Source organism: uncultured Turicibacter sp. (assembly GCF_938044715.1).
GTDB classification, from domain to species: domain Bacteria; phylum Bacillota_I; class Bacilli_A; order MOL361; family Turicibacteraceae; genus Turicibacter; species Turicibacter sanguinis.
In genome coordinates, this window is the sequence record NZ_CALIOS010000046.1 from 23,597 (window position 1) to 37,961 (window position 14,365).

11 protein-coding genes are annotated in these 14,365 nt (G+C 34.8%); 4 read left to right on the forward strand and 7 right to left on the reverse strand.

Annotated features, from left to right (window positions below; translation table 11 throughout):
* Positions 1–6 precede the first annotated feature (6 nt).
* Together galT and QWC74_RS04580 are read right to left on the reverse strand one after the other, a co-directional pair.
* Complete coding sequence (gene galT / locus QWC74_RS04575; RefSeq protein WP_006784356.1) at positions 7–1,521, reverse strand: UDP-glucose--hexose-1-phosphate uridylyltransferase; 1,515 nt, start codon at positions 1,519–1,521, stop codon at positions 7–9.
* 13 nt (positions 1,522–1,534) lie between these two features.
* On the reverse strand, positions 1,535–2,704 hold the full coding sequence (locus QWC74_RS04580) for a galactokinase (RefSeq protein ID WP_006784357.1): 1,170 nt from the start codon (positions 2,702–2,704) through the stop codon (positions 1,535–1,537).
* A gap of 238 nt (positions 2,705–2,942) precedes the next feature.
* Here QWC74_RS04580 and QWC74_RS04585 point away from each other — a divergent pair, with 238 nt between their 5' ends.
* From QWC74_RS04585 to QWC74_RS04600, 4 genes are all read left to right on the forward strand, one after another.
* Complete coding sequence (locus tag QWC74_RS04585) at positions 2,943–3,947, forward strand: LacI family DNA-binding transcriptional regulator (protein WP_006784358.1); 1,005 nt, start codon at positions 2,943–2,945, stop codon at positions 3,945–3,947.
* A 22-nt stretch (positions 3,948–3,969) separates the two neighbouring features.
* A complete protein-coding gene (locus QWC74_RS04590) occupies positions 3,970–4,974 on the forward strand; it encodes an aldose epimerase family protein (protein ID WP_006784359.1) in 1,005 nt (334 codons plus the stop codon).
* 234 nt (positions 4,975–5,208) lie between these two features.
* A complete protein-coding gene (locus QWC74_RS04595; protein WP_006784360.1) occupies positions 5,209–5,673 on the forward strand; it encodes a GNAT family N-acetyltransferase in 465 nt (154 codons plus the stop codon).
* A gap of 29 nt (positions 5,674–5,702) precedes the next feature.
* Positions 5,703–6,767, forward strand: a complete 1,065-nt coding sequence (locus tag QWC74_RS04600) for a branched-chain amino acid aminotransferase (RefSeq protein WP_006784361.1) — start codon at positions 5,703–5,705, stop codon at positions 6,765–6,767.
* A gap of 38 nt (positions 6,768–6,805) precedes the next feature.
* Here the strand turns inward: QWC74_RS04600 and QWC74_RS04605 are convergent, their stop codons facing one another.
* The 5 genes from QWC74_RS04605 to QWC74_RS04625 form a co-directional block, all read right to left on the reverse strand.
* Positions 6,806–7,249: a metallophosphoesterase family protein gene (locus tag QWC74_RS04605; protein ID WP_006784362.1), complete on the reverse strand. Its 444-nt coding sequence runs from the start codon at positions 7,247–7,249 to the stop codon at positions 6,806–6,808.
* A gap of 155 nt (positions 7,250–7,404) precedes the next feature.
* Positions 7,405–8,709 carry a maltose ABC transporter substrate-binding protein gene (locus QWC74_RS04610; RefSeq protein WP_006784363.1) on the reverse strand — a complete coding sequence of 435 codons (1,305 nt, stop codon included), beginning with the start codon at positions 8,707–8,709 and terminating at the stop codon, positions 7,405–7,407.
* A gap of 476 nt (positions 8,710–9,185) precedes the next feature.
* On the reverse strand, positions 9,186–9,413 hold the full coding sequence (locus tag QWC74_RS04615; RefSeq protein ID WP_006784364.1) for an HPr family phosphocarrier protein: 228 nt from the start codon (positions 9,411–9,413) through the stop codon (positions 9,186–9,188).
* 275 nt (positions 9,414–9,688) lie between these two features.
* Positions 9,689–12,721 (reverse strand): glycoside hydrolase family 2 TIM barrel-domain containing protein, encoded by a 3,033-nt coding sequence (locus QWC74_RS04620; protein WP_006784365.1) that lies wholly within the window; start codon positions 12,719–12,721, stop codon positions 9,689–9,691.
* Between the two features lie 234 nt (positions 12,722–12,955).
* Positions 12,956–14,365: beta-galactosidase domain 4-containing protein (locus tag QWC74_RS04625; protein WP_288993935.1), on the reverse strand; the 1,410-nt coding region annotated here is incomplete at its 5' end.

The window sequence follows — 14,365 nt, forward strand, 5'->3', positions numbered from 1 at the left end:
TCCTCCTTAAAATGAACGATTAATTGAGTTAATAAAGCGTTGTATCCCCGCTAATCCTTCTTCATCTAGTTTATAAACGCCACAACATTCTAAAATCTCTACAAATTTAGAACCTACTTCTGCTTCAATAATTGACATGGCTTTGCAAACTTCCACCGCTTCATAACGTCTTAGCATTTCCTCAAGCCATGGCACATGTTTTTCTAACTTAGCATTTATTAAGACATCTGCATCTCGTAAAATAAGGGCTTCTTTTACTACCTCTAATTCATCTTTTAAACGTCCTGGTAAAACAGCTAATCCCATAACCTCAATTAACCCAATGTTTTCTTTTTTCAAATGATGTAAGTGAGCATGAGGATGATAGATTCCATCAGGATGATCTTCAGATGTACGATTATTACGTAACACTAAATCTAACTCATATTTTCCTTCTTTAAAACGAGCGATTGGTGTAATCGTATTATGAGGTGTTTCATCTGTATAAGCTAAAATTCCTAATGATTCATCGCTATACCCACGCCAATGCTTTAACATAATATCCCCAAGTTCTACTAAACGATGACGATCCGTTGATTTTAAACGTAACACACTAAGTGGCCAATTCACAAAACCAACTTCAACATCTGCAAAATTTAAAACATTTAACGTTTTTAAAATCGGTGCTTTCTCCATTGCAAATTCATAAGCTCCACCTTGGAAATGATCATGTGTTAAAATAGATCCCCCGACAATCGGTAAGTCTGCATTTGATCCAATGAAGTAATGTTTAAATTGTTCTACAAATTGTAATAAGCGTTCAAATGTTTTGGCTGAAATTTTCATGGGCTCATGCGCACCTTTTAAAATGATACAGTGCTCATTATAGTAAACATACGGAGAATATTGCAAGAACCATTCTTCATTTGTTAACGTTAAGGGAATAATACGATGGTTTTGACGTGCTGGATGATTTAATGTCCCAGCATACCCAACATTTTCTTTACATAGTAAACATTTTGGGTAATTTGAGCTTGGTAGACTTTTCGCCATCGCAATCGCCTTTGGATCTTTCTCAGGCTTTGATAAATTAATCGTAATATCTAAATCACCATATTTAGTTGATGATTTCCAACTTAAATTTTTTTCAACACGGCTTACTCGAATATAATTCGAAGCCTTACTTAAATTATAATAATAACTTGTCGCAACTTTAGGATTATTAGCATGAAGTCCATTAAATGTTTTAATCACTTCAGATGGACGTGGCATTAAACAGTCCATGATTTTAGTATCTAATAAATCACGATGATCGATGCTGTCACATTCTAGTACACCAGTTGAAGCAGCATAATCTAAAATAGCTTCTAAAATTTCACTTGGATTTTCCATCGATTCTAATTGAACTTCTTCATATTCAAATGCAGGCAATCTTAAAATATCGATGATTTTATTTGCAGTATATAAGACATCAGCTTCTTCGATCATGTGATGAGTTAATGCAAAACTGATGAGACGATTAATTTCATAATTGATATTCATGCCTTTTCTCCCCTTAAACTAAAGTTTTTGTTCCATCTCCAATTGTGGCAACATATAAATCTGCATCATAGCCAATGGCTTCTTTATATCCTTTTGCGATTGCTTGTTTAACTGTCTCTAATGTTTCATTTTTAACTAACGCAATCGCACATCCACCAAATCCTGCTCCCGTCATACGAGCTCCTAGCACACCTTCTTGTGCCCAAGCTAGTTCAACAATTGTATCTAATTCCGTCCCTGTTACTTCATAATCATCACGTAATGATTTATGTGAAGCATTTAATAATTTTCCAAAACGTCTTAAGTCGCCACTTCCTAATGCATCAATGGCTAATTTAACACGTTCATTTTCCGTTACAGCATGCTTTGCACGGCGATATAAAATATCTTTATTTAATACCCTTGAGACATTATCAAACTCAGCAACACTTAAATCACATAAGAAATTAATATCTACTTTTGTTTTTAATAATTCTAATGCCGCCTCACACTCTCCTCGACGCTCATTATATTTTGAATCCGCTAATTCACGTTTTTTATTTGTATTCATAATTAAAATAGAATGATTCCCTAAATTAGCTTCTGCATACTCATATGATAAATCATTTGTATTTAATTTAATAGCTGAGTCCTTTTTCCCCATCCCAATCGCAAATTGATCCATAATTCCACAATTAACGCCTACATATTCGTTTTCAGCCTTTTGTGATAACTTCACCATATCAACCATTGTGATATCATAACCATTTAATTCTTTTAAAATTTGTGACACTAATAATTCCAGTGATGCTGAAGACGATAATCCTGATCCATTTGGAATTGTTCCAAAGACGTAGGCATCGAATCCATTCGCAATTTCATATCCTGCTTCTAAAAATTGGACCATAACCCCTTTAACATAAGCACTCCAGTTTTCATCTTCTGTATGAGCTAAATTTGTTAATTCAAATTCAATCATGCCGCGTTCTTCAAAGTTTCCTGAATATAAACGAACTTTTTTATCTTCACGCTCTGATACAACTGCATAAGTCCCATAAGTAATTGCACATGGAAATACACATCCCCCATTGTAATCAATATGCTCCCCAATTAAATTAACACGTCCTGGAGAGAAAAACATTTTGGTTTCTTTCCCCTCACCGAATACTTTTTCAAATGCTTCTTTCATATTTTCAACCATCATTTCATTTCCCTCTCTTTTTTTAATTTTTCTATTCCTTTATTCGTTCTTTTACTTGACGATTTCTTTCTGTACTAAAATTTTATACTTTTTTACTAAAAAAATCAATAGTATTTTGTTAAAACCCTTACATTTTTTTGAAATGTTTCGGCTATTCTGTTTTATTTTATGAAAGATGATGATAAAATAATAGTGAAAATAGTGATAAAAATATTCATTATTCATAGAAAGGAGGCGCCTTATGGCAAAAATTAAAGATATTGCTGACTTAACTGGTTTTTCTATTACAACCATTTCTCGAGTTTTAAATCAAGATAAAAACTTTAATGTATCAGATGATACTCGTTTAAAAATTATGGCAACTGCTGAAAAATTGAATTATGTTCCACTTAGTCGTCGTAACAAAACAACAAAAAAGACATCCGGATTAACAATTGGATTAGTTTACTGGTATTCAGTAGCAGAAGAAATTACAGATCCGTATTATATGTCAATTCGATTAGCTATCGAAAACCAATGTCAGGTTCAAAATATAAAATTAGAAAAAATCTATCTTCCAATGAAATCATTTGAAGATATTGCTGCCATGAATTTAGATGGATTAATTGCCCTCGGAAAATACAGTCATGATGAGATTGATAAACTGTATGAAATCAATCCCCATCTTGTTTTAGTTGACTGCTATTCAAAACACTATAATATCGATGTCGTGATGGCAGATTTAACAGAAGCAACAAAAGATATTATTAAATATTTAGTAGATTTAAAATTAAATTCAATCGGATTTATCTGTGGAATTGAAAAAACATTAGATGGACAAGAACTTCTTGATATGCGTTTAACTACTTATATTGATGAAATGACAAAAATGAAACGATTTAATCAAAGCCATGTTTATCTTGGAGCTTTTACAGCTGATTCAGGGTATGAAATCATGTCTGAGATTATCAAAAAAGATCATCTTCTTGATGCTTATATCGTGGCATCAGATGCGATGGCCATTGGATGCTTAAAAGCATTAAATGAAAATAACATTAAAGTACCAGATGTTGTCTCAATTATTAGTTATGATAATATCTCACTAGCACAGTATACGATTCCATCATTAACAACCATTGATATGAATACAAAACACATGGGGGATACAGCGATTGACTTAATTATTGAACGCATTGCCAATGATCGTGAAATTGCAAAAAAAGTAACGATTCCGACTCGTCTTATTCGACGTTCAAGTAGTTTATAATGAATGATTAAGGGGGATAAAAATGGAATACAAAACAGTTGAAAAAGGTATATTCAATGGCATCAATGTGGTTGAATATAGCATGAAAAATGAAGAGTTAGAAGTTCGTTTTTTAAATCTTGGAGGGGCAATCACTAAAATTGCTCTTGCAAGTGATGACTACAGTGAAAACTTAGTACTTGCTTACGAGAATATTGAATCTTACTTTGATAACGGATGTTACTTAAATACGATTATCGGACGTACCTCAAATCGTATTAAAAACGGAATCTTCGAATTAAATGGCCAGACGATTAACGTTGATCTTAACAATGGACCTAATAATTTACATGGTGGTGCACAGTGTTTAACTTATGCTAACTTTGACGTGATAGAAATTCCATCAGGTTATGCCTTAACAACGACACTACCACATCAAGAAAATGGATTCCCTGGAAACTTATCAGTTAAAGTATGCTACCTTCTTGACAAAAACAACTTTAAAGTCACTTATGAAGCCACAACCGATCAAGATACCATTGTAAACTTAACACAACATGCATACTTCAACTTATCAGGTAACTTAAAAGAAAACATTTATAATCATGAGTTACAAATTAAAGCTGATTATGTTGCTGAGGTGGATGAAAACTTATCATTTACAACACAATTAGTACCGGTTAAAGGAACATTATTTGATTTCAATCAACCAACGATTGTTAATCATAAGTCTAAAGAAGTGTTACCCTTATTTGAACACACATCAGGATATGATCACTTATATCTTCTAAGCGATATTGACCATGCCGTTGTCTTTAAACATTTAGATTCAAATCGCACCTTAAAAGTTTCAACAACCTCACCTTCTATGCAATTTTATGCCGGAAATTTCCTAACACCAGATTTAACATTTGAAAATGGTCGTATGGGAGAAAATCATTTAGGGGCTTGTTTTGAAACACATTTAGTTCCATTTGATTTCGAATCACAAGTTTTAAAACCAGGCGAAATTTATACTCAAGAAACAACCTTCACATTTACAAAATAACAAAAGAGGTGGCTCATTAGAAGTCACCTCTTTTATTATTTTGTACAAGAACTAACCAAATAAATGATTTCATCCTATTACTTAAAAAGTTAACTTATAACTCCTTACTGCTAAGAGGCTATCTTCTCCTCAATTACGATAAAACTCATGAATCACTTTTTTTCGAAGTTTTTAATAAACTCCCCTACTCCTTCATATGTTAGAAGTATAAGACTTGAAAGAGGAGTGAAATGAATGAGGATTATCTACTACGAGCCCGAACATCTAGCAGCTTGTGCCCACCTTTTAATTGAAGTTTATAATACAACGACTTGGGATTGTCGCTGGTCTACTGAAAAAGCTAAAACCTATATTGAAGAACTCACTCAAATGCCACGCTTTGTTGGTTTTTTACTTGAAGACGATGGAGAAATTGTTGGAGTTTCACTTTGTCATGAACGCACATGGTGGCGTCACGATGAATTGAATATAAATGAGTTTTATATCTCACCGGATCTTCAACATCGTGGATATGGAACACACTTGATTCGATTTATGGAGAAGTATGTGAAAGAAAGAAATCTAGCTGGTATTACCTTGATGACTAATAACGTAGATGCCGCACAGTTTTACCACAAAAATAAATTTCACTACAACGACCTAGTGTTCATGTACAAAGGGATTGAATCAAAGGTCAAATCAGATGAGAGACTTGCATAGTCTCTTTTTGTGCATAAGGAGGAATCATAATGGATATTAAAATTGAACGTTCAAATCATCTCAAGAAAAAACCGAGTGGTGAACCTCTTGGGTTTGGACAATATTTTACCGATCATATGTTTACAATGGATTATACAGAAGGAATCGGTTGGCACGATGCTAAAATTATTCCTTACGGACCGATTGAACTCGACCCGGCTTGCATGGTGTTTCACTATGCTCAAGAAACATTTGAAGGGTTAAAAGCCTATAAATTACAAGATGGTCAAATTGCTTTATTTAGACCTGAACTAAATGCTCATCGCTTAAATCAATCCAATGCGCGACTTTGTATGCCTGAAGTTCCTGAGGATTTATTCATTAAAGCGATTGAAACACTCGTCAAATACGAACAGGATTGGATTCCAGATGAGTTTGAACACTCTCTATACATCCGCCCCTTTATGTTTGCAACCGAAGCGGGAGTTGGCGTTCATCCATCAAAACAATACAAATTCATCATCATTTTATCACCAGTCAGCTCCTATTATCCTGAAGGCGTGAACCCTGTTAAAATTTGGGTTGAAGATGAATATGTTCGAGCTGTCATCGGGGGAACGGGATTCACAAAATGCGGTGGAAATTACGCCTCAAGCATCGTCGCCGAGAGAAAAGCGAAAGAGCACGGTTATACACAGGTATTATGGTTAGATGGGATTCATCGTCGATATATTGAAGAAGTGGGAACAATGAATGCCATGTTCGTGATTGATAACAAGGTAATTACAGCCCCTCTTCACGGTTCTATTTTGCCTGGGGTCACTCGTAATTCGATTATCCATCTTCTAAAAGACTGGGGCATCACGGTAGAAGAGCGACTTTTAAGTATTGAAGAATTAATGGACGCAGGCCATAATGGAACCTTAACTGAAGCGTTCGGTACAGGAACTGCTGCCGTTATTTCACCCATTGGAGAACTTTATTATAAGGGAGATGAAATTATCATTAATGGTTTTGAAACCGGTCCTCTCACTCATAAACTTTATGAAACTCTTACAAAAATTCAGTGGGGATTAATACCTGATTCTTATGGTTGGATTCATCTGATTCCATAAACACAAAAAAAGGAGCATTCTTTAATGACATGCTCCTTTTAATATTGTAAGTCAATTTTTTCAATTTCGATATGATTATCATTTAGATGAAGGATTGCCATGGTTAATGGTAATGAAAATCGCCGACGTCCACAACCACCGGGATTTAAATACTTAATCCCCTCACGTTCCTCATACTCATACTTATGTGAGTGACCATAAATAATAAGATTAACATGATTCATATTTTTAGGAATATCTAATTTATCGTGTACAACATAAATTAAGATTTCACCCAACTCAATTTCTAAATCTTTTGGAAGATCGAGTGCTTTATCATTATTTCCTGCTACCACGAACGTTTTAGCAATCTGATTTAAACGTTCCATAATCTCTACCTGACAGACATCACCTGCATGAATAATATAGTCACAGTCTTTTAAATAATCTAACACCTCTTCTCTTAAAACATTATGAGTATCTGAAATAACGCCAACTTTCATAACTAAACTCCTTATTTTCATCATCGCATCTATTGTTTTCCTTTAATAATCAAGACATCCTAAATATTTAGTTTACATCAATACAGTATTTTAGCTTATTATTTATCTAAAAAAAAGAAGCTATCCCAAACTAGATAACTTCTTTCAAAATTAAATTATTGTACTAACAATAATGCTTGTTCGTAATCTGACATGGCTTTTGTAGCCGCTTCTTGTGGAGTCGCTAACCCTTCCCAAACTGAACGATACATTGTTTCAGCAGGTGCCCAGAAACTTGCCATTTCAGGAATACTTGGCATCGGTTCAGAGAATTGAGCTTGTTCAAGAACTCCCATTACATAAGCATCATCAGAAAGTCCATCAATAACAGTTGGATCTTGTAAGGCTGGAATTGCTCCACGAACTTTATAAAGAATTTCTAATCCTTCATCAGAAATCATGTATTCTAATACTTGACGTGCTTCATCAGGATGTTGTGTGTAAGCACTAATAGATGCAATGATATTCCCAGAGAATGTTAATGGTTGAACCCCATTAATCGTTGGAATGGTTGTAATTCCCCATTCAAAGTCTGCTGTGTTTTTAATTTCAGAAATAGCCCATGGACCAACGATAACGTATGGCACAGTTCCTTTACCGAACTCAACTTCAACGGTATCAGTTGTTAAGTCAGCATAAGGGACTGGTAAATATTTTTGCATAGATTTGAAATATTCTAATCCAGCAATTGCCTCTTCAGAATCGAAATTAATTGCATTTGGGTCAGTATGATCCGCTCCAAATAATTGGTAACCGTTTGCTGTTAAGAAAAATTGCATCGTATAGGCGTTCCCCGCTTCAAAACGCATGATGAATTTATTTTCAGCCGCATTATTAAACACATCTCCTTGTGCTTTTACTTCTTCAAACGTTGTCGCAACATCAAATCCATTTTCTTCTAATAATGTTTTATTGTAGAATAAAGCAATTGATTCAGTTGAAATTGGAACACCATAATATTGATCTCCTGATTTTGCCGTTTCAACAGCGCTCTCAATAAAACGTGATTTTACATTCTCACTTAAAGATGATCCAAGTGGTAATAAAATATTTCCTTGAATCGATTGTGCCATTGTATCATGTGGCTGTAAGAAAATATCTGGTCCAACCCCTGCCGGTCCATCTAACTCTAACTTAGTTCTAGATTGAGTTGATTCTACGTGTTCCCAAACAATATCAATATTAGAGTATTTTGCTTCGATTGCTTCTTCTAATGCTTCTGCATAATTATCATAATCTAACCATAACTTAATTTCTACTTTATCTCCAGATGTTGAGTCTGTTGTCGTTTCAGGTTTTACTTCAGTATTGCTTGATGAATCCGTTGGCGTTTCAGATTTTGTTTCATTTCCACTACTACATCCAACTAAACCTGCAGCTGCTAATGTCGCTGCAAACAATAACGATGTTACTTTTTTCATTTTTGAATCCCCCTCTAACTTAATCAATAACTAACATAAACTTTTAATGCTTGCCCCTACTATCTTGAAACTATTCCCTAGTTTTTTTAGTAATTTAAAGTTTAAATCAGTTACTATGTTAACGGTTTCGTTGTAACACAGATTGAATAGAAATGTTATATTATTTTCTAAAATTTAATCGTTTTTTTATTTGTTGTTAGGAAGATTATTAAGATTAACGAATTTGAATCGTTTCTATTCAAAAAACCAATGAATTGATAATGTATTTTCTACAATTTTTACATATTTACTTTTCAAAATGTCGAATAATGAGTTAGAAACTTTATTTTTCAACTAAAAATTATTAATATTTAAACGGAATTTTATAGTCTATTCTCTGATATCCACCTACGACCTCTCTCTATTTTTTTATCCCAAAATCTTTTACAAAATAAAAACCAATGACACCTCCCCTTTTTTGTCATTGGTTTAAAATCTTATAATAAATAACCTTGAATTTCTTTTTGTAAACTAATTGCATTTTCTGTAGAAGCAATTAAATTTAAGGGTCTTTCGAATCCGAGACTTAAAACCCCCATGATTGATTTCGCATCAACCTTATGACCATCACGCTCTAACTCGATTTCATATCCATATTTTCCAACAATATTAATGAATTTTTTAACCCCTTCAACTGAATTAAATTTAATTTGATACACTCTCATAGGTAACAACTCCTTTAATGTTTGAAGTGTTTCTGGTTGCTTGTTTCATCTAATAAACTATATTCGCGAGATTCCTCCTTAGTTCAAAGAAAACGTACATAATCTTTTAGACAAAAAAATCTACTACATTCGAAACAAGCGCTTGACAACAAATGCATCAATAAGTGAAATATTTTCAATAATCATTTAACAGGAGTTTCAAAGATCCTTTAAAATTTAAAGGCTCTTTTTTCAAAACAAAAGAGGACCTTCACTTAGCAAGGTCCCCTGTTAGTTTATTTTGTCGGCTCAATCACAAAACTGTATTCATAATTTTCGTTACCAGGCAATTCAAATCTCGCTTCTGGGCGTGCTCCCCAAGAATCATCACCTCCAACTCCCATTTCTTGAGCGTTAATCGAAAGAACTGTTTTATGGACAGGTGGTAATTCATAATGGTGGAACGCTACTTCTAATTCATGAGATGTATAAGGTAAAGCTGAGAAACTTAATGGAGCACCTCCTGTAATTTTTAATCCTGCTCCAGTTGCATTCGTTATGGTTGCATAACGTACTCTCGTGTGATTTCCACATGCTTGAGGAATCACATATCCTGCTACATTATCAGCAACTTTATTTGTATAAGTTCCATATTTAGCCCCAAATTCACGGTCAGCATATGTTTCATCTGGCCCGAATCCTCGCCATGTTAATGTATTAAACTCACATGGAATCGCTAAATCCATTCCAAATTTGAACATATTTGGTAAGCCTTCAATACCTTTATAACTCATGTGAACATGAATTTGTCCATAACTATTAATAAAGTAGGTCACGATAGCATGAGAACTTGGAATGGTATTTAAATTATACGTAATGATTACTTCTAAGCCGTCTACACGTCGATTAAATTCTAATTTTTCATGGAATGAAGAAAGGGTTGCTGTTCTCCATTGTGCAGATTGAAGATGAGCTCGACTTCCACGATCATTATCAGTCGCCGCTCGCCAGAAGCTTGGCATCAATGATAAGTTTGGTTGATGAATATACTCCACACCATCATATTTTATCGATACGATGCGCCCGAGTATTTTACCAAACAGCACTTCAAATCCTTCACCATGAATTCCAACATTTGTACTACCTTCTACAATCGTAAATTCTTTTACAGGTTGAGCTGCTTCTTCTTTAACTGCCTCTATGATGCATTGACCAAATGCTATCTCATGTCCACATGAAGCGAATAATTTATCTTCTTTTAAACAGATTGAAACAGTTACCACTAATTCCTCCTGACGTGGCGTCATATCGATTCCTAAATCAATAAATCCTGTTGATAATGGTTCTAAGTTATAGTATCCCTCACCAGATGCTACTAATTTTTCACCTGATTCAACCTCCCACTTCAGTGTATATTCATTTAAATTCGTAAATAAATGCTTGTTCTGAATCTGTGCTCCACCCTCTTTTACAATCACCGTAAAGGGTTGATATGCCCCTTTAATCGCTTGCATTTTTGGTGATGCTTCACGATTCGCATAAATAATTCCGTTGACACAGAAATTATAATCCGTTGGCTGATCAGAAAAATCTCCACCGAACGCTAAATATGGCTTACCGTAGCGATCCTTTGTCCATAACGCTTGATCAATATAGTCCCATATGAATCCACCTTGGTACATCTCGTACTCATCTTCAAGCTCAATGTAGCGGTCCATTCCACCATTTGAGTTGCCCATTGCATGGGTATATTCACATAAAATAAATGGCTTTTCAGGATGGTTATCCAAGTATTCACGAATTTCAGGAACTCTCGTATACATGCGACTTTCCATATCTGATGTTTTATGATAACGGCGGTCATGAAAAACTCCTTCATAGTGAACAAGGCGGGTTTCATCAGCTTCACGGAAGTACTGTGACATTTTGTATAAGTTTTCTCCCCCAAAACTTTCATTTCCACAAGACCAAATTAAAATACTTGGATGGTTTTTATCTCGTTCAAGCATTGACTTTGCACGATCTAAAATAATTTCTAAAAATTCAGGACGTCCGTTTGGAATAGCCGGCTCATTTTCTTCAACCGAAACACCATACTTCCAAGTCCCATGAGTTTCAAGATTCGTTTCATCAATTAAATATAATCCATATTCATCACATAACTCATAGAAATACGAAGCGTTTGGATAATGTGAGGTACGAACTGCATTAAAATTATGCTCTTTTAAAAATTTCACATCCCATTCCATCTCTTCTTTTGTTACACTACGTCCGTAAGTTGCACTAAATTCATGACGATTTACACCTCGGAACACGATGCGTTTCCCATTTAAATGCATCACTTTATTAATCATTTCAAATTGACGAATTCCGACACGTTGACAAATCCCTTCAACAACTTCACCTTTTACCTTTACCTCTAATTGCAATTGATAAAGATACGGATGTTCTGCACTCCATAAGTGAGCATTAGTGATATCTAACTCTAATTTTGCACATCCATCAAAAACATCACAAGCTCCACTAGCCACAACCTGTCCATTTGCATCTACTAATTGTGAAACAATTGTTGCCTGTTGACCGATTACCTTGAAGTCTACGCTTACCGTTGCATCCTGATAGTCATTTTTTAGTGTTGTTTTTACAAATAAATCTTCCACATGCGTTGTTGGTTTCGTGAATAAATAAACATCACGAAAAATTCCTGATAAACGCCAAAAATCTTGATCTTCAAGCCAACTTCCTGTTGACCATTTATAAACCTGAACTGCTAATTTATTTTCACCTTCACGGTTGATGAAGTTTGTTAAATCAAATTCACTCGGTGTAAAGCTATCCTCACTATATCCAACAAACTCTCCATTACACCAGACATTAAAGGCGGTCTCAACCCCTTGAAATGAAATACAAACCGTTTGTCCTTCCCACTCTTTTGGTACTTCAAAGTAAGTGACATAAGAAGCCGTTGGATTAAATGTCGTCGGAATATAGGGTGGGACTAACTCCTCGTGCCCATCCCAAGGATACTGTGCATTTACGTAATGAGGTTTATCATAACCTTGTAATTGAATGTGGCCTGGAACATGAATACGATTAAAATTCTGACAATTAAAATTTAACGCTTCAAATCCAACCGGACGTTCCATCACGTTTTCACTATAATTAAATAACCATTCTCCATTTAATGAGCGACGCCATGTCATCTGTACTTTAGAAATGGCTTCTGTTAATGTCTTATAATAACGATGATCACTATGTGCTTTTAAACGATTAATTTCAAAAATTTCTGGATTCATTAACACTGACTGAATCTCTTGCGTCGTTTTCATACTTTAATCCCCCACTCATAAATTAATTTTTTGCATGAACCCTCATCAGAAAACATCACGATGAAATCTTTTCTCCTCATAAAATCAAACACTCATTAAGTATCCATCATATCCTTTCATATGAATACTTCGATTTAATATTAACGCTTTCTTTATAAAGTTGAAATAATAAAAATTAACTTTCTATAAAAAAAACACCTAAACTATAAAAAGTTCAGGTGCTAAGAATTTTAACTATTTTACTGACTCAATTACAAAGCTATATTCATACTTCATGTTGGCTGGCAATTCAAATCTTGCGTCTGGGCGTGCTCCCCAAGAATCATCGCCTCCAACTCCCATTTCCTGATGATTAATTGAAAGAACTGTTTTGTGAACAGGTGGCAATTCATAATGATGGAACGCCGCTTCTAACTCATGAGATGTATACGGAAGCGCTGAGAAACTTAATGGAGCATCTCCTGTAATTTTTAACCCTGCTCCTGATTCGTTTGTTAACGTTGCATAACGTACTCCCGTATGATTTCCACATGCTTGAGGAATCACATAAGCCGCTAGATTGTCAGCTACTTGGTTCGTAAATGTTCCATAGCGTGCTCCAAACTCACGGTCTGCATACGTTTCATCAGGCCCAAATCCTCGCCAAGTTAACGTATTGAACTCACAAGGAATCGCTAAATCCATTCCAAACTTAAACATATTTGGTAATCCCTCAACACCTTCATAACTCATTGTCACGTGAATTTGACCATAACTATTAATGAAGTATTTAACAATTGCATGCGAAACTGGCATTGTATTTAAATTATAAGTAAAAATAACTTCTAATCCTTCTTCAAGACGATTAATTTCCATAAATTCATTGAAGGCATACATCGAAGCCAACTTCCACTGTGCCATTCTAATCGGCGCTTGATTTCCTCGATCATTATCCGTTGATGCACGCCAGAAATTTGGCATTAACGATAAGTTTGGTTGGTGAATATACTCAATCCCATCATATTTCATTGAAACCATACGTCCTAAGTTTTTAGCAAAGATGACCTCAAATCCTTCACCGCTAATTCCAACATTCACGTCACCATTTGCAATTTGGAACGCTTTAACAGGATGAATCTCTTCTTCTTTAACTGCATCCACAATTAACTGACCAAATGCTACCTCATGACCACATGGAGCAAACATTGTGTCTTCTTTTAAACAAATTGAGATGGTTATCACTTGTTCTTCCTGATGTGGAGTCACATTGATCCCTAAATCAATGAAACCAGTTGATAATGGTTCTAAATCATAGTATCCCTCACCAGATGATACGACTTCTTCACCACGCACAATTTCCCACTTTAGAGTATATTCATTTAAATTTGTGAACATGTTCTTGTTTTGAATTTGCGCCCCACCGTCTTTAACTTCAATTGTAAATGGTTGATATGCTCCTTTAATCGCTTGCATTTTTGGCGATGCTTCACGATTAGCATAAATAATTCCATTGACACAGAAGTTATAATCCGTTGGCTGATCACCAAAATCTCCACCAAACGCTAAATATGGCTTACCATATCGATCTTCAGTCCATAATGCTTGATCTATATAATCCCAAATGAATCCACCTTGGTACATGTCATACTCATTTTCTAATTCAAT